Annotated in this window: 16 protein-coding genes; 5 read left to right on the top strand and 11 right to left on the bottom strand. The window is 66.1% G+C overall.

All coding sequences use genetic code 11. The features are described 5' to 3' along the window. From G0D83_RS19060 to G0D83_RS19035, 6 genes are all read right to left on the bottom strand, one after another. On the bottom strand, window positions 1-162 hold a 162-nt coding region (locus G0D83_RS19060; protein WP_164196351.1), incomplete at its 3' end, for a transposase. Between the two features lie 214 nt (window positions 163-376). Further along, on the bottom strand, window positions 377-1,921 hold the full coding sequence (locus G0D83_RS19055; RefSeq protein ID WP_164196350.1) for a hypothetical protein: 1,545 nt from the start codon (window positions 1,919-1,921) through the stop codon (window positions 377-379). Window positions 1,922-1,938: 17 nt separating this feature from the next. Beyond that, on the bottom strand, window positions 1,939-2,187 hold the full coding sequence (locus G0D83_RS19050) for a hypothetical protein (RefSeq protein WP_164196349.1): 249 nt from the start codon (window positions 2,185-2,187) through the stop codon (window positions 1,939-1,941). Window positions 2,188-2,286: 99 nt separating this feature from the next. Beyond that, the gene (locus G0D83_RS19045; protein ID WP_164196348.1) at window positions 2,287-2,793 is read right to left on the bottom strand and encodes a DUF805 domain-containing protein; all 507 of its coding nucleotides are present in this window, start codon (window positions 2,791-2,793) and stop codon (window positions 2,287-2,289) included. Beyond that, the gene (locus G0D83_RS19040; protein WP_164196347.1) at window positions 2,790-4,163 is read right to left on the bottom strand and encodes a toxin-antitoxin system YwqK family antitoxin; all 1,374 of its coding nucleotides are present in this window, start codon (window positions 4,161-4,163) and stop codon (window positions 2,790-2,792) included. The genes G0D83_RS19045 and G0D83_RS19040 overlap by 4 nt, the downstream gene beginning before the upstream one ends. After that, window positions 4,160-6,292 (bottom strand): hypothetical protein, encoded by a 2,133-nt coding sequence (locus G0D83_RS19035; RefSeq protein ID WP_164196346.1) that lies wholly within the window; start codon window positions 6,290-6,292, stop codon window positions 4,160-4,162. The genes G0D83_RS19040 and G0D83_RS19035 overlap by 4 nt, the downstream gene beginning before the upstream one ends. Window positions 6,293-6,539: 247 nt before the next feature. Between G0D83_RS19035 and G0D83_RS19030 the strand changes: the two genes are divergently transcribed. From G0D83_RS19030 to G0D83_RS19015, 4 genes are all read left to right on the top strand, one after another. After that, window positions 6,540-6,734, top strand: coding sequence for a hypothetical protein (locus tag G0D83_RS19030; RefSeq protein WP_164196345.1), 195 nt, complete (start codon window positions 6,540-6,542; stop codon window positions 6,732-6,734). Between the two features lie 141 nt (window positions 6,735-6,875). After that, window positions 6,876-8,303, top strand: a complete 1,428-nt coding sequence (locus G0D83_RS19025; RefSeq protein ID WP_164196344.1) for an alkaline phosphatase D family protein — start codon at window positions 6,876-6,878, stop codon at window positions 8,301-8,303. 292 nt (window positions 8,304-8,595) lie between these two features. Next, window positions 8,596-9,777: a formaldehyde dehydrogenase, glutathione-independent gene (gene fdhA / locus G0D83_RS19020; RefSeq protein ID WP_164196343.1), complete on the top strand. Its 1,182-nt coding sequence runs from the start codon at window positions 8,596-8,598 to the stop codon at window positions 9,775-9,777. 520 nt (window positions 9,778-10,297) lie between these two features. Next, complete coding sequence (locus tag G0D83_RS19015; protein WP_164196342.1) at window positions 10,298-11,047, top strand: hypothetical protein; 750 nt, start codon at window positions 10,298-10,300, stop codon at window positions 11,045-11,047. Between the two features lie 30 nt (window positions 11,048-11,077). Here the strand turns inward: G0D83_RS19015 and G0D83_RS19010 are convergent, their stop codons facing one another. Beyond that, window positions 11,078-11,272, bottom strand: a complete 195-nt coding sequence (locus tag G0D83_RS19010; protein ID WP_164196341.1) for an MHC class I heavy chain — start codon at window positions 11,270-11,272, stop codon at window positions 11,078-11,080. A gap of 503 nt (window positions 11,273-11,775) precedes the next feature. On the opposite strand from G0D83_RS19010, the gene G0D83_RS19005 reads away from it, so the two are divergent. Next, window positions 11,776-11,988, top strand: a complete 213-nt coding sequence (locus G0D83_RS19005; RefSeq protein WP_164196340.1) for a hypothetical protein — start codon at window positions 11,776-11,778, stop codon at window positions 11,986-11,988. Window positions 11,989-12,057: 69 nt separating this feature from the next. On the opposite strand, the gene hydA is transcribed toward G0D83_RS19005, so the two are convergent. The 4 genes from hydA to G0D83_RS18985 all read right to left on the bottom strand — a co-directional run bounded on the left by hydA (window position 12,058) and on the right by G0D83_RS18985 (window position 16,655). Then, window positions 12,058-13,452 (bottom strand): dihydropyrimidinase, encoded by a 1,395-nt coding sequence (gene hydA, locus G0D83_RS19000; RefSeq protein WP_164196339.1) that lies wholly within the window; start codon window positions 13,450-13,452, stop codon window positions 12,058-12,060. A 208-nt stretch (window positions 13,453-13,660) separates the two neighbouring features. Then, window positions 13,661-14,404 (bottom strand): aspartate/glutamate racemase family protein, encoded by a 744-nt coding sequence (locus G0D83_RS18995; RefSeq protein WP_164196338.1) that lies wholly within the window; start codon window positions 14,402-14,404, stop codon window positions 13,661-13,663. Then, a complete protein-coding gene (locus G0D83_RS18990) occupies window positions 14,404-15,759 on the bottom strand; it encodes an amidase (protein WP_164196337.1) in 1,356 nt (451 codons plus the stop codon). The genes G0D83_RS18995 and G0D83_RS18990 overlap by 1 nt, the downstream gene beginning before the upstream one ends. Further along, window positions 15,756-16,655 carry a polysaccharide deacetylase family protein gene (locus G0D83_RS18985; protein ID WP_164196336.1) on the bottom strand — a complete coding sequence of 300 codons (900 nt, stop codon included), beginning with the start codon at window positions 16,653-16,655 and terminating at the stop codon, window positions 15,756-15,758. The genes G0D83_RS18990 and G0D83_RS18985 overlap by 4 nt, the downstream gene beginning before the upstream one ends. Window positions 16,656-16,659: the final 4 nt, after the last annotated feature.

Here is a 16,659-nt window from a genome sequence, read left to right as displayed (position 1 = left end):
TGCGGACATGCCCTCGAGCGCCTGCCGCTTCCAGGTGTTGATGAGGGTCTGATGCACGCCGTGCTTTGCCACCAGTTCGGCGACCGTCAGCTCGCCACGGATCGCCCCAAGCGCCACCTTCGCCTTGAACTCGGCGCCGTAAGTCTTTCGTTTGCCAGCCACGCTGTTCTTCCTCGCCATCGTTGGCGGCAAGCTTAGCAAAGTGTCCGATTTTCAGGGACCACCTCGCACCTCCGCACGGCGGCACCGAGCCCTGAGGCGTCATTTTGGCAGAGCGTAGTTGCGTAGTCAGCACCGATGGCAAAGTCGTATACCGGCCACTCGCGGCTGGATCAGCATGCGCCCGAGGTGACTGCCACAGACCCCGGAGGCCTGCTCAGCGACCGTACTCGCGGGGCGCGAAGTTAATTTCCCGGCGTACCTGCGGCTGTTCGGCCGGACGGTCGAGCCGGATCCGAATGGCCTGCGGCGCGGTTTCGGTGTGCAGAACCAGGGTCTGCCCCTCGGGGTGCTCGGCGGCGAACATGCGGACCTGGCTTTCTGCGGGTGACAGCCAATCGGGTCCGCGGTCATGGGCATAGAGCGCGGCCTGCCCCGAAAGCTCTTCCGGCGCCGACCAAGTGATCAGGTCATCCTTCTGTCCACTGTAGCGCAGTATGTAGGTGCCTCGCATGTCCCCGGGATATAGTTGGGCCCGCACACAATTGCTGTCGACCGAAGCGCGCCCGTTCTCATCCGCCGTCATCTCGATGAGCTGGGTCGTGGAGGGATACCAGGCGAACTCGGCCGTGATGCGGGACATCTGGTCCAGCATGACGGGGCCGATCACATTCGGCGTCACCAGCGCGGCGGATCTCAGGCTGTCGGGATAGCCGAAATCCGGCTGGGCATAGACGGGACCGACATGGGTGCGGATGTCGACCGGCTCTCCGGCCTCGTCGAACAGGCGCAGGTCGCTAAAAGTCATCCTTCCAGCCTGGACGAAGCTCCTCAGGTCCGCAGGGATGGCCAGAATGGCGGGCGCGCCGAAAAATTCGAATGTCGGCGCGTCTCCGAATATCTGGTCCGTCGTCGCGGGGGGCAGATCCGCTGGCGCTGTCACTTTGTCGATGTCGCGGGGCCAGTGGCTGCCTTCGGGGGCGAAACTTGCCTGCCGGTCCACCAGTGGGGTCAGGACGGTCGTACGACGGGAGGGCAGTTGCTGCCCATCGACCATCAGCGTCGTTTCCCGCGTGACCACCTGGCGAATTACCCATCCGTCGGCGCGATCCAGAACGGCGAGCCCGGCGATACGGTGGCCGCGCGTGCGCCAGCGGCGGGGATCATTGGCATCGGGGGCGGTGTCTGGCCCGACACCCCCAGCGAAGGCAACGCGCACCTCCGTGTCGGTCACCCCTGTCACGCGCACATCGACGTTCCGGTAGCTGCCAAGTTCCGGCAGGGTGGTGGTCCAGCCGTCCTCGGCCTGGACCGTGATCGGGAAGGCGGGGCTGGCGAAGGGATCTGAGAGGGCGGCGTGCAGGAGCCCGGCCTTGGCACCGGCGCCCCGTTCCACCTCGGGCGCGGCACTGGCGAAGTTGCGATCCGCATGGTCGCGGGCGATCGTCGTGTCATAGCCCGCCCGTTGCAGGGCCGTTAGAGCGTCCGACCACTGCCTTGGCGCTGAAGAGCTGGTGTATTCCCCATCCTCCCGCAGCTCCACGCGCGTTTGGATCGTGTGAACCGCGTCTTCCGTCGCCGTCACGTCCAGGTAAGCGTCGAGACAACGGCCATAGAGCGCGTCGAAGGCCAGCGGGCGCGCCTCGTCACCCACGGACAGGCTGTAACTTCGCGTGCTCTCCGGGTCTGGCCGGAAGATCACGGGTTCGGAAAGGGCCGGGCCGGCCCAGAGCAGCGGTGCGATTACGACGACTAAGCGCATGGGAATTCCTTTCATGGTCAGCCGAAATCACCATTGATCCACATCCAGAGCACTGCCGCCATCCCTGCCATCGTCAGCAGCAGGTAGGCGCCCACCACCGGCGCGACGATCGGCCAGATCAGGCCGTAGAGAAACCTATGGCGACGAAAGAACGGGCGTCGTTGCCCGTCCGTGTGCGCGAAGGCCAGGGCGATGACGCCGATCACCGCGATCCCCTGCCAGCCGCGAAGCAGGAGGGTCAGCCCACCCTGTGCGACGGGGATCATGTCGGACTGCAAATCGGGCGCAGGGTGTCGGCCGTCAGCCGATCCCGTGCAATGGCGGCTGTGTCGAGGCTGGCCGGCAGGCCCGTTTCCGTCAGTGGATCACCCATTCCATCCCCCCTGGCCGTCCTGCGGCGCGGGACCGAAGCGGTTGTCATGCGGGTCGCCCTTTCGCGCCAGCAGCACGACGAGCCAGATCGTCGAGACAAGCGACACCGCCGGAAACCCCAGCATGATGGTGTAGATCCAGCCTTCGGAGTTGCCGAAGGTGGGGATCTCCGCCATCGGCTGCGCGGTCAGGCCGCGAACGGCGAAGGCACCGACGAGGAAGATCAGCGACGCGATGCCCGGCAACAGCAGCCACCAGCCGCGCCGGTTCACGTCGTGCAACCGCCGCCACCCCGCCGATGTCATTGGCAGGATGGTGACGACGACAAGGAACACGCCAAGAGGATGCCGACCGTCGAAGAGGATGTAATCCAGCGCCCCGGTGACCCAGGTCGCGATCACGAGGGCCAGCACAAAGAACCAATATTCCGCGCGAGAGGCCCGTCCGCCGAAGCGGATGAACTTGCGCAGGCAGGTGCGGAGAGCTCGACCGAACGTCATTCCGGCCCCACCGGCAGGTCGGTCCGGATCAACGAGCCGTCCTGCCACAGATCGCGCACGACCGGGCGGCCATCCTGATAGTAGGTGGTGTAGCCGTCACGGACGCCGTCGCGCCAGGCCTGCACCTCGTCCACCGCACCGTCGCGGGCGAAAATGTAATGCAATCCGTCTTCCTCGCCCATGTCATAGTGGAGGACGTCGGCCGGATGACCATCTGCGCCGATGATGGTCCAGCGCCCGTCGCGCTTGTCTTCGGCGTAGCTGCCGGAGTGGAGGTCCTCGAGGTTCCCGGAGATCTCCTGCCACGGGCCGGTCTTTTGGCCCATGTCGTATTGCCCCACTTCGAGTATCTCGCCAGCGGGGGCAAAGGATTCATACGGCCCGTCCAGCGTTCCGGCGGCATAGGTCACGCGCATCCGCACCTTTCCGTCCAAGCCCAGAGTGCGTTGTTCGCCGTCCAGCCGCCCCTGGGAGTCGTAGGTCTCCAGTTCCACTAAAGGCGTCGTCTCTTCTCGCCGCCATTCGCCGACACGCTTGCCTCGGTCGTACATGCCCCGGTCCAGAACCTTGCCGTTCCATGTGCGGGTGAAGAGCCCGTCGGGCTGGTTGTCGACATAGGTGAAGCGGGTCACGTCGCCTTGGATCGGGTCCGTGCTGATGTAGAGCCCCTGCATCTGGCCGTCGATCACCTCTGACCGGTCGATCAGTTCGTCCTTCAGGTGACGGGTGGTCAGGCGATAGCCCTCGGCCCTGATGTCTGTTTCGGTGAAGTCCCCCTCGTATTCCGTCAGTTTCTCGCCCCATCCATGGCCATCGACCTGCACGGGTTCGCGCACCAAGATCAGCGTGTCGTCCTTCCAGCGCCGTTCGCGCAGGAAGTCGCCCGCATCGCTGTATTCGGCCTCGCGCGTCAGCACGCCCTCGCGCGACCAGCGCCGCGACAGGCCCACCTCGCGTCCATCGTCGAAATGCCGCAGGGAACGGCGCGCTCCGGATGGCCAGAACTCGATATGCGGCCCGACGGGTTTCCCCATGTCATAAGCGCCCTGCATAGTCAGGTTGCCATCACGGTCATAGTCGCGGAAGTCGCCGTCGCGCTCTCCATCGGTCCAGTGTACTTCGGCGGCAAGCTGGCCGTTTTCGTGGAATTTTCGCTCGACCCCATCTATGCGGCCCGCGACATAGAACTGCTCCTCTTCCAGCTGCCCAGAGGGGTAATAGAGCCGCCAGGGACCATCCAGTTCGCCACCGCTGCGCGTGATTTCCCGCGCAAGCGTGCCGTCGTCGTAGAAGTCCCTCTGCACGCCATCTGCGACTTGGGCGAAGGCGGGCGTCGCGAGACAGAGAAGCAGGGCTGCGGTGCGGATCATTGCGGCGCCTCCTCCGGCACGGGAAGGTCGGGGAAGGTCACGGTGAAGCTGCGGGTGAAGGGATCGGGGCGGCTGACGGCGTGCAGGATGCGGGCGGGCGTGCCTGCGACCCGCAGCGTGCCATCCGGGAAGATCGCCCAGTTGATCTTGTCGGACAGCGCCAGGCCCCGCCCGTTAGGGGTGACCAGCGCCAGCGCGTCGCCATGGGCGTCCACGAAGCGGATTTGGTCGATCAGTTGCGCGTAGGTCAGCTCGGGCGAGATATCCAGCGCCTCGAAGTCGATCCGCCACGGGCGGTCGGGATCAGGCTGCGCCTCGGCGTCCTCCCAGGTCACGGTGGCGTCGCAGCTCAGAGTCACGTCCTGCGTGCCGTGTTCATAGAAATGCGTGCGGATGCCATCGGGCGTCTGCATCTGCAACAGACGGGTGCCGCCGTAGCCATCGGTGTTCGGGGTGGCCTCGGCAAAGACCGCCTCCGTTTGCGGCAGCGCGAACTTTGCGGAGCAGCGTGCGGCCTGAAGGCTGCCCATGCGGAAGTGCAGCGCGGCGACATCCAGCCCCTCGGGGCGCACATCTTCCAGGCGCGGCGGCGGGTCGCCCTTGAACAGCAGCACTTTGTCGGGGGCCCGGTCAGGGTCCGTGCGCCGTCCGTTGTCGGTCTGGAACGTCATCTCGCGCGTGGCGGCGGGAGTGTCGGCGTGGCGGTTCACCCGCACGGACAGCGTGGGCGCGGATGCGTCCGTCTGGATCGCCACCCGGATACCGCTGTAATCGGGAGAGGCGATGCGGCGGGCAAGGCTTTCGGCCGGCGTCAGCCAGCCCGGCCCGCGATCGGCGGCATAGATCATGCTGCCCGCGTCCGTCTCTGCGTCCACGGCCCACATGAAGTCGTCGCCCTCACGCCCCGACAGGATCAGGTCGAACCCCTCGTCGGTTGGCGACAGCGTCGCGGTGGCGCCGTTCTTAGTCACCTCGGCATAGCCGGACTCGTCGGGGGTCAGCGTCATCGTGAAGGGCGTCGCCGGATACCACGCCACCTTCGCCCGGATCTCGGTCGCCTCTAGCACATCAGGTAAGATCTGCTTCTGCTCTGTCGGGATCAGGAGGGTAGAGGTGAAGGACGGATCGCCATCTTCCTCGTGATAGTTCGGCAGGGTGATGGGCGGCAGTGCCAGCATCGGCATGTCGACCGGCCGATCGCCCCGGAACACTTGCGGACCGCTTAGCACCAAGCGCCCGGTATTGGCCATGATCTCATGCAGGTGGGTGAAATCCAGCGACAGCAGGTCGTTCTCCAGGCGCACGCGCCCCCGATCGTGCGGGAAGATATCGTCCTCGGTCGGGAGCGGCTCCGTCGCGGGAAAACTGTCGGGCATGGTCTGCCAGTCAGGCGTTTCAAAAGTGTAATCAGCATGGAGCGGGAAGGGATAATCCTGCGGTGCCATCGCCAGGGTGGTACGCAGGGTGGTGCCGTCATCGGCCTTCTGATCGGTTGTCATGACGATACGGCGCAGCCAGCCCTCGTCTCGATCCAGCACCGCAACCCCCGCGAGGCGAAACGAAGCATCATCGCCCGAATACCGCAGGAACAGGCTGTCATCCGTGACATGGGTTACCGTCACCATGACGTCCGGCACGCCCGAGAAATCCGCGATGGTCGTGCTCCAGCCCTCCCTTGCCTCGAGACGGGCGGGGGGCAAGACGGCACCGAACTGCTGGCTAAGCCCCGTCAACATCTCTTGCGGGACATCTACGGTCCCGTGCGGCGTAACTTCGGTGATGATCCCGGCGTTCAGCGTGGCATCAAATCCATCCGCCATGGCCTGCCGCATGTTGTCGGGAAGCGGCCCCTGGGTGCCGTAGGTTTCGCCTGCGACCACCGTCTGAAACCATAGCGGCAGGATGTGCAGCGTTTGCGCATCGACGACTTGCATTCTGGTCAGCGACGAGATGCGCTGGGTGGCATAGCTATAGTCCGGTGGTTCGCCCTCGCGGCCTGGGCGGACGGACATCTCCATCCGCCAGGTGCGCGCCGCGCCGGGCTGTGGATCGAAGGTCACCGTTTCCGCATAAGCGGCACCGCTGATCAGAGCAAGGATCGGGCCCAGCCCGAGTGTTCGATAGGTCATCCATCCCCCTTGTGAGTCAGCGCGACGCTAACAGACAGGTTCCGGATGTGAACCCAGGCCATTGGTTATGCTCGGATTATTGCCGGGCATAGGATGGTGGCAAGCGGTTTCCGTTCCGCATCCTCCCCGCCCTCTTCTTCATCCTCCTGTCCGCAGCATCGCTTCATGCCGATGAACACATCCGCAGCTTCATCAGCGAAATCACGATAAACGGCGCTGGCGGTCTGCAGGTGACTAGACGCTGGACGTGCAGGCCGAAGGGCCGCACATCCGCCACGGCGTCTTCCGGGATCTGCCGCTGACGAAGGACTGCATCCGCTGGGGCGGGTTCGAGCTGGTCGAGGCCACGAAGGACGGCGCCCCGGTGGTCACCCGCATGCAGCGCCCGGCCGACATGACCGCGCTCTTCGGCACCCTGCTGCTGGGGCCGCGCCACGCTTGACGCCGCGAAGAGGTGCGACCACCTCACTTTGGATTGGCTCCGGCCGATCACTACCGTTGGCGCGGGCGGCAAGAGCGGGTACCGGCCTATCGGATGTGCCGGCATCTAGTGTGCGGCTGATCGGCTCCTATCTACGAGACCATGAGCTCACCACCCATCACCGGCCCGATCCTGTTCCTGGACGATATCGACGACACCTCGGTCAAGATCGCGGCGCTCTTCATTGCTCCGAGAGGCGTCTTGGTCCCTCAAGTGAGGGTAGACGGGGTATGCTTTCCCGCTAGGCGCCTAACAGAGTTCAACCAGGCGACTGTCTGGCGCGTGCGGTTCGACCTTCCTCTTGGCGGCCGGTCGGAATACGAGTGGAACGGCACCCGCTATCCAGTGTGCTGCGATTTCTCGGGCAAGCCCCGCATCGCCTACGTATCGTGTAACGGGGAAGAGATCGGAGACCTGCTCCGCGAAGGCTCCGAGCGGAACGCCATGTGGGCTCGCCTAAGGGACGACCATCAGGCGCAGGAGTTCGCACTTCTGCTTCATGGCGGCGACCAGGTGTATGCAGATGAGGTCACCGAGGGGCACGCCCTCAGCAAGGACTGGCCGGACGACATCCCAGAGGACCCGTCGCACGAGGAATTGGCCGATCTCCGTGAGAATCTGAGGGAAGCTTTCTTCGAGCGCTATGCGACGCTCTATGCTTCGCCGGAATTTTCCTGGCTCGCCGCGCGTGTGCCGTCGCTCATGCAATGGGACGATCACGACATCTGCGATGGCTGGGGATCCCTGTCATCGTCCAAGACGCATTCCGGCGTGGGTCAGACATTGTTCTCGGCCGCGAGAGAGAGCTTCCTTATTTTCCAGCATGCTGCAGTCGATGGCGATCTGCCCGGCCGCTTTGCTGACGAGGATGGTCAGCACCTCGGCTGGGCCGTGCGCACCCCAGGGTTGCGGATTGTCGCTCCGGATCTGCGCTCCGAGCGAAGCCGCCGCGCGGTCATGGGGCAAGGCGGCTGGCAGATGATGGAGGAGGAGGCGAAGCGGCCGGCACCCGGGCATACGTTTCTCATGTCGAGTGTTCCCCTCCTGGGGCCACGGCTGTCGATCCTCGAGGCGCTGATGGTGATGGTGCCGAGCATGCAGAAATACGAGGACGATCTTCGCGACCAGTGGCAGAGCCGCGCCCATCGCGCGGAGTGGCGCCGAATGCTGCGGCTCGTCCGCTCCATGGCGCTGCAGGACGGACAAAGCCTTACGGTGGTGTCGGGAGAGATCCACCTCGCGACGCGTGGGAGCATGGATCTCGGTCAGGGCCAGCGGATCCAGCAGCTGGTCGCCTCAGGAGTCGCGCACCGCGCACCGCCGAAAGCCTGGGCCAACCTGCTGGGCACATTGTCATGGCTGGGTGAGTCGCCACTGAGTGGGCATCCGATCCGCATCGAGCGCCCACCGGGGCACGCGTCGCGCTACGTGGCCGAGCGGAACTATCTGATGCTCGAGCGCAAGGCAGACGCCTGGATCGCGACTTGGGAATTCGAAGAGAGCGGAACCACGGATCCGTTGCCCCTCTGAGCGCCGGGCCGCAACATCAGCCAAGCGCACCAATGCCGCGCAGCGGCTTAGTCCTCCCGCCCTTCGTGCCGGAGCCTGGCGTTCTGCTGCGTCTTGCACGAATGTCGCAGTAGCGCTGGCTCTCGCCCGGCAGGTCGCGAAAAATCGCGCTGTCGCTGGCGTCCGTGGCGATGTCGCTTCCCGCCATGTGATCCAACGCGCCAAAGATAGCATCCTGCGAACGAGGCCCTGCGTCCCTTGGCATGCCGACATGCGGCGCCTCGCCCGTGCAAGATCTATGGAGGAGACGCACATGAGCAATATCGGGGTTGTTTACACCGGTCCGGGGGCCGTCGAGGTTCAGAAAATCGAGGATCCGAAACTTCAGGCCCCAAATGGGCGCAAACTCGCGCACGCGGTTATCCTGAAGGTTATCTCGACCAACATCTGCGGCTCCGACCAGCACATGGTTCGCGGGCGTACGACCGCCGAGCCGGGCCTCGTCTTGGGCCACGAGATCACAGGGGAGGTGATCGAGATCGGGTCGGATGTCGAAATGCTGAAGGTCGGGGATATCGTCTCGGTTCCGTTCAACGTGGCCTGCGGCCGCTGCCGGTGCTGCCGCGAGGGGGACACGGGCGTCTGCCTGACGGTGAACCCGGAACGCGCGGGCGGGGCCTATGGCTACGTTGACATGGGCGGCTGGATCGGAGGCCAGGCCCGCTATGTCACCGTGCCGTACGCGGACTTCAACCTGCTGAAGTTCCCGGACAGAGACCAGGCGCTGGCAAAGATTCGCGACCTGACCATGCTCTCGGACATTCTGCCCACCGGTTTCCACGGAGCCCTGCAGGCGGGCGTCGGCGTCGGCTCTATCGTCTATGTCGCGGGCGCGGGCCCCGTGGGCCTTGCGGCGGCAGCCTCGGCACGCATTCTCGGCGCCGCGGTGGTGATGATCGGTGACTTCAACAAGGAGCGTCTCGACCACGCGGCCAAGGTTGGCTTCACCCCGGTCGACCTCTCCAAGGGCGACAACCTGCCGGAGATGATCGCGGAGATCACCGGCTCTCCCGAGGTGGATGCGGCGATCGACGCGGTCGGCTTCGAGGCGCGCGGTCATTCGGGAGGAGAGCAACCGGCCATCGTGCTGAACCAGATGATGGAAATCACCCGCGTCGCGGGCGGCATCGGCATTCCCGGGCTCTATGTCACCGAAGATCCCGGCGCGGTGGACGACGCGGCCAAATCCGGCAACCTCTCGATGCGGTTTGGTCTGGGTTGGGCAAAGGCGCAGAGCTTCCACACCGGTCAAACCCCCGTGCTGAAATACAACCGCCAGCTCATGCAGGCGATCCTGCACGACCGCCTGCCGATCGCGGACATCGTCAACGCGACGATCATGCCGCTGGACCAGGCTGCGGAGGGTTACAAGAGCTTTGACAGCGGTGTCGCGAAGAAGTTCGTCCTCGATCCGCACGGTATGCTCGCGTCTTGACCCTTGGTCAGTCGCCGGCCCGCCGCCCCAAGGAGCGGCGGTCATCTCATCTGCTGCGTTTTGCTTAAGGCTGCGCGGGAAATCTTTCACGGGTGCCGGTTCTTGGGAACGCGACGATCTCGACTTTCACCACCAGCATCACAGCCCTGCCACCGATACGCCCGTCCGCTGAGGGCTGGCATCAGCCGAATGCACATGCAGCAAAGCGCGGCTTGGCAAAGGCAGCGCCGGGACCTGAGCGGCCTTGCGGCGAGACAAGATTATCTTGTGGTAGAGGGCAGGGGCCTCGGCACAACAAGTTGCGATCAGCCCCCAATCTCTGTTCGCTTGCTCCCAATGGCCATAAGTTGCGGCGATTTACTGCCAGTTCAGTCTGGTCACCTCTTGGACTTCAGTGCCTGCACAAGACTGTCACCTCACCCGGCGCGCCTCACGCGCGCCTCGTCGAAGGTGTCTATCGCGCTACCTCCGCAAAAAACTCGCGATGGAAAGTCGTACCAGTTTACATGGGAAGAGAGCGATGACGCGCAGGTTGGTGAACCTCGGGAGCGGTTTCTGGAATGTCCGTTGCACCATGAAGCTGGCCGGAATCGTCAACGTCGGGACGCAGGTCTCGATCGTTCGGCTACAGAGCGGCCGTTTCGTATTTCTCGACAGCTACACGCTAAATGGGGAAATCCGCGAGCTTGTCATGGGGCTGACGCAGGATGGAAGTCTGGTGGAAGCGGTCCTCAATGTTCATCCATTCCACACGCTGCACTGCGCCGCCATGGCACGGGATTTCCCAGCAGCAAAATTTTACGGCTCGGAGCGGCATCATCGTGTCTGCCCCTCGGTGCCCTGGGAAACTGAGCGCGTGGAAAGCGCAGCGGTGGCAGAGAAGTACTCTCGAGACCTGCAACTTTCTCTGCCGCAAGGCATCCAGTACTTCTCCGAAAACGAGAAGGTGCACGCAGGCTCGCTCTTGGCCTTTCACCCGGCCAGCGGATCGCTCCACGTTGACGACACGCTGAATGTTCTGCCTGTGCCAGAGGCTCTGCGCGGGTACATACCGCGGCTCGTCCTGCATCCCACGCTAGGGGCGGCGATGAATGCCGAGGACGGCGCAGCGGAGAGGTTCTGCCGCTGGCTCGAAGAAATCGGGGCGCGATGGTCCGGCACGAAGTCCGTCTGCGCCGCTCACAACGGAGTCGCACGTTTTGCTGAGGGCGATTTCGAGCAAGTCATGCGCGGCCTCGCAGCACGAACCCGGAAAAAGCTAGCTGCTTAGCCGTGCTCCAGGCCCGCGCTGCAAACCTTGCTAGAGGCCCATGACCCGCAATTCCGTGGCGGACTCCGCGATGACGAAGGTGCCGTCCGCGTTCGCCTCGACCTTGCGCCCGTTGCCGAGCACATAGCGTTGGTGGGTTCCATCAGATTGCCGGAACACGGTGACGGCGTGGCCGACTTCGTCTTCGCATTCCAAGATGTGAATGTTGGTCCATTCGGCTGACATGTCTTCCTCCAGCGCAGCGATGCCGTCGCTCGATGTCTTGCCTGCAGCAGTGTTCCGTTTTCTTCCAACGTCGGCGAAAAGACCCGATCTCGGCAAGGGGAGATTTCAACCTCAGGCAGATTGAGCTACCTTCTGCTCGAGGTATGACCTTTGAGTAAATGCCCGAAGTGGGGCGTGGCAAGCTCATTGTTCATGATTTGTTCTTGTGCGCGTAAGGGAAATTATGGTGTCTTTCTTCCGCCATGGCTTACGGAACAGGCCATCCGGATGCAACTTTTTCGACATGTCATGGCCTATGGTCTGGCCGATTGGCTTCGTGGCAGGTGGAACTGCTGCATTCGACTTCTCGAAATTATACCCATGGAAAAATCCAAAAATGTCGCACTCGTCTCCGTGCGACTGGCTTGAGGCTCACACGAGCTCCTCGGCGACGACTGCGTGCGGCTCTCGGCGGGTCAGGTGTCTGCAATCCTTCTCCGCCGTGGGTGATGTGGAAGCGCCGCTTGGCTGACAAGGACTGGATTTTCTGCGGCGCGTTGAAAGTCTTGCACAGCTATCCAGCATTTGCGACACCCAGAGCCATGGCGCATTCGTTTGTTACTGACGAGAGTTTCCCCGCCACGCTAGGGCTCGGCGCCTGCATGGTGACCGCCTCGGCCATCGGCAGCGCGCCTTCGGCCGGTCCGGCAGCGCGGAACAGGTCCCTGGATGGGTGATGATGGGCAGGTCCCCGGCCAAGTGGTGGCGGGCAAGTCCGGCGGCGGGCACGGGTCGCCGCCCCGGGCTCAGCGGGCGACGTCGGGACAGGCGCGCGCCACGTGGCGGCCGCCGGTGCCGCCGGTCGGCGCGCCGTCCAGCATCACCGTCACGCCGCGCAGCAGCGTGCGCACCGGCCAGCCGGTCACCGAGAAGCCCTCCCACGGCGTGTAGTCCGATCCATGAAGCAGGTCGGCCTGGGTGATGGTCTTCTGCAGCGCCGGGTCCCACAGCACGATGTCGGCGTCCTTGCCGACCGCGATCGCGCCCTTGTCGGTCAGCCCGTAGATGCGGGCATGGTTGGTGGCGGTTAGCGCGGCGAAGCTGGTCAGCGAGATGCGCCCCTTCACCACACCTTCCGAGAACAGGATCGGCAGCCGCGTCTCGATCCCGGGAATGCCGTTCGGGATGTTGCGGAACGACGCGCGCGCGCCCGGGGCGTCCTTGCCCGCCGTGTCGGCGAAGCGGAACGGGCAATGGTCCGACGAGAAGACGTCGAAGGCGCCCTGCTTGAGCCCCGCCCAGATCGCCGCCTGCTCGCCGGTGTCGCGCGGCGGCGGCGAGCAAACCCATTTCGCCCCCTCGAAGCCGGCCCGGTCGAGATCGTCGGCGGTCAGCGTGATGTACTGCGGGCAGGTCTCGGACAGGACCTTGACGCCGCGCGCCTTGGCGCGCTGGATCTCGTCGAGCGCGGCGCCGTTCGAGACATGCACGATCATCACCGGCACATCCGCCACCTCGGCCAGCGTGGTGGCGCGGTGCGTTGCCTCGCGCTCGACCGGCACCGGGCGCGTGCGGGCGTGGAACACCGGCTGGATGTCCCCGGCTCGTTCGGCCTTGTCGCGCAGGAACTCGATCGCATCCTCGTTCTCGGCATGGACCATGGTCAGCGCGCCCTGCGCGCGCGCGACATCCATCACCTGCAGGATCTCGGCGTCGCTGAGCCGCATGCCCTGATAGGTCATGAACACCTTGAAGCTGGTCAGTCCCTGCGCGATCAGCGCCGGCAGGTCCTGCCCGAGCGTGACCGGATCGACCGATTTCACGATGAGGTGGAAGGAGACGTCGATCAGGCACTGGCCCTCGGCCTTGGCGTGGTAGGCCGCTACCGCCTCGCGCAGGGTCTGCCCCTCTTCCGGCAGGCAGAAGGGCATGACGGTGGTGTTGCCGCCACAGGCCGCAGCGCGGGTCGCCGAGGCGAAGTCGTCGGCCATCTCGACGCCGGGGCCCGAGGGTTGCGAGATGTGGACGTGGCTGTCGATCCCGCCGGGCATGGCGATAAGGCCCGTGGCGTCGATCACCTCGCGGCCTTCGAGCGCGGTGCCCAGCGTCGCGATCCGGCCCTCGAGGATGCCGATGTCGCAGGCGCTCACCACGCCGGGGCAGACCACGCGGGCGCCCTTGATTACGAGGTCGTGGATCATGTGTTCACCGTCCTTGGAACTGAAATTTCGAAACCACAGCCGGGGATTGAACCCTTCTGCCCGATCTCGCGGCAGGCACCCGCGCCGTCGTCCGGCGTCGACACGGAAGGCATGAAACACCCGGGATTTGCGCGTTTGTGCGCCACCTCGCCGCAACAGGCGGCAGCAGCCGAGCGCCCCGGATGCCGCGCACCCCCGGACGGCCGCCTCACGGCGCCTCCATCGCGATGATCCGGCTCAGCGCGGGCGAGAGCCCGACCGAGGTTTTGGCGATCGGACGCGAGGCGCGCGCCTGCCCGGCGGTGCGCAGCACGGCGAGGGTCAGCGCCTGCGCCGTGGCCGCCGAGATCGGGTCGAGCACCACCGCCGGCACCTCGCTGGCGATCTCGGGTGCGAGCCCGGCCAAGGGCGCACCGCCCAGAATGACAACGTCCGCGCCGTCCTCGATCGCCGCGGCGCGGGCCAGCTCGACCAGCGCCGCGTGCTGCGCGTCGCGGGCGTGCAGCAGCTCCGGCGCGTGGCGCTTCGGCGTGCGAACGCCGGTGAAGCGCCCGACAAGCCCCGTCGCCGCGACGCAGTCGCTGTACCAGCGCGTCATCACCGGCGAAAAGGTGACGATCGAAAACCGGTCGCCCAGCATTGCTGCCGACAGCACCGCGGCCTCGGCCATGCCGACGACCGGCACGTCGAATATCTCGCGCGCCCCCACGAGGCCTGGATCGCCGAAGGCGGCGATGATCACCGCGTCGATACCCTCGATATTGTCGGCGATCATCTCGAGCGCGATGCCGCCGGCGATCTGCGCCTCGGCGCGCGAGGCGATGTAGGGAAAGCCGCGCGGGGCGGTCAGCGGCAGGATCTCGGCCCGTCCGCCGACCACACGGCGGGCGATGGTGGCCATGCTGTTGGTCATCGCCTCGGTCATGTTGGGATTGACGAGAAGAAGCCTCATCACCGACCCTCCGGGCTGGGGCGCGTGGCCGGCGGCAGCAGCGGCGCGATAGCGGCCGCGAGGGCCAGAAGGTCCGCATCGCGCCCGGGCGCGGCGATGATCTGCATCCCGAGCGGCAGGCCCGCCGCGTCGGTCCCGCAAGGCAGTGTAATCGCCGGGCATCCCGCGTGATTCAACTGCGAGGTGAACGCGGCGTGATCGCGCGGACCGCAGGGCGCGCCGCCGATGCTTGGCGGGGCGCTCAACTCGACCGGCCACGCGGCGCAGGGCGTGGTGGGCGTGATCATCGCGGCGTGGCGTGACAGGAACTCCAGCATGATCTCCCGGATCCGGTGGCTGGCCTGGTGCGCCTCGGCCACAGCCACGCCGCTCAGCCCGAGCCCGCTTTCGATCTGCGCTCCGAGGTCCGGGTCGAAGAGTTCCGGTGCCGCGCGCCAGCGTGTCCCGAAAAGCGCGGCAAGCCCCGCGTGCTGCAGCGGCATGACCGACATGCCGTCGAGCCCCTGCCAGTCGGGGGACGCCGGTTCTAGGGCATGGCCCGCCGCCTCGATCGCGGCGATGCCGGCCTCGAAGGCCTCGCCGACTCCGGGGTCGAGACGCTGGCCGAGGCCGAAGTCGGCGGCAAAGGCGATGGTGCCCTCCAGCGGCGGCTCCGGGGCGAGATCGGCGAGCACCGACATGGCAAGGCTGATGTCCTCGACCGTGCGGGCGATCGGCGCGAGCACCGAGATGCCCCAGACAGGCTCGTCGAAGCCGGGGCCATAGGGGATGAGACCCTGCGTCGGCTTCAGCCCCACCAGCCCCACGTGTGCCGGCGGGCGCCGGGTCGATCCGCCGGCATCGGTACCGAGCGCCAGCGGCGCCATGCCCGCGGCGACCGCGGCCACCGGCCCGCCCGACGAGCCGCCGGGGGTGCGGGAGAGATCGAGCGGGTTGCGGGTCATGCCATAGAGCGGCGTGTTGGTCGAGCCCTTGCAGGCGAACTCGGAACAGGTGCCGATGCCGAGGATCACCGCTCCGGCGGCGCGCAGCCGCGCCACTGCCTGCGCGTCCTCGGGCGCGATGAACCCCTCGAAAAGCTTCGAGCCCTGGGTGATCGGCAGGTCCTTCACCCAGATGTTGTCCTTGATCACCACCGGCACCCCGGCCAGCGACAACTCCTCGCCCGCCGCGAGCCGCGCGGCCACCGCCTCGGCCTCGGCCTCGAGCGCCGGGTTGACCAGCGTCAGCGCGTTGAGCGCCGGGTTCCGCTCCTCGGCGCGGGCGCGGGCGGCGGCGGCGGCGGCCTGCGGTGTCACCCGCCCGGCGCGCACCTCGGCGGCAAGCGCGGTTGCTGTCAGGTCCATGAGGCTCATGCGCGGGCTCCCTGCGTGTCCGCCCAACGGGCGGCGATGTCCCGGCGCGGCGCGATCCAGACGCCCTCGCGGGAGGTGATGTGGTCGAGCAGCTGCTCGAGCGCGGCGATCCGCCCCGGGCGGCCGATCAGCCGCAGGTGCAGGCCGATCGACAGCATGCGCGCGGCCTCGGCCCCTTCGTCGTAGAGCCGCTCGAAGGCGCCGATCACGTAGTCCGCGAAATCCCGCGCCTGCACGAAGCCGCCCCCGGGCGAGAAGCGCATATCGTTGGTGTCGAAGGCATAGGGCAGGATCACGTGCCCGCCCTCCATGCGCGGGATGTCGTCGTCGTAGGCGTCGCTGTCGTACAGGAAATCGCCGTGCGCCTTCAGCAGATCGCGGGTGTTGACCGAGGACGAGGACCGGGTGTGCCAGCCGACCGGCGCCACGCCGCAGGCGCGGGTGATGGCGGCGTGGGTGCGGGCGATCACCGCCTCCTCGGCGGCACGGTCCATGTTGGCGTGCCGTTCCCACAGCCAGCCGTGGCACGAGACCTCGTGCCCGTGCGCCACCGCGTCCTGCAAAAGCCAGGGCGCGCGCTCGGCGACGCGGCCGCAGGTTGAGAAGGTGGCCCTGGCCCCGACCCGCCCGAAGGCGCGGGCGATGCGGGCGTAGCCCTGCCGGGTGCCATAGGCGAAATGCGTCTCCATGCAGAGATCCGGCGCGTGCTCGACCTCCTCGCGGATCTCGTAGGTGGATTCGTTGCGCGCGTCGCCGTCGCCGATGGAATACTCGGCCCCCTCCTCGACGTTCACCACGAAGGAGACGGCAAGCCGGGCGTCGCCGGGCCAGCAGGGCGCGGGCTCGGCGCCGAAGTAGCCGCGGAAGTCGCGGCGGTCTGCGGGGTGGTCGGTCATCTGC

This window comes from Salipiger sp. PrR003 (genome assembly GCF_010500785.1).
Lineage (GTDB): Bacteria > Pseudomonadota > Alphaproteobacteria > Rhodobacterales > Rhodobacteraceae > Salipiger > Salipiger pacificus_A.
Note: the sequence above shows the minus strand (reverse complement) of the source record. Positions and strands in the feature narration are given on the sequence as shown.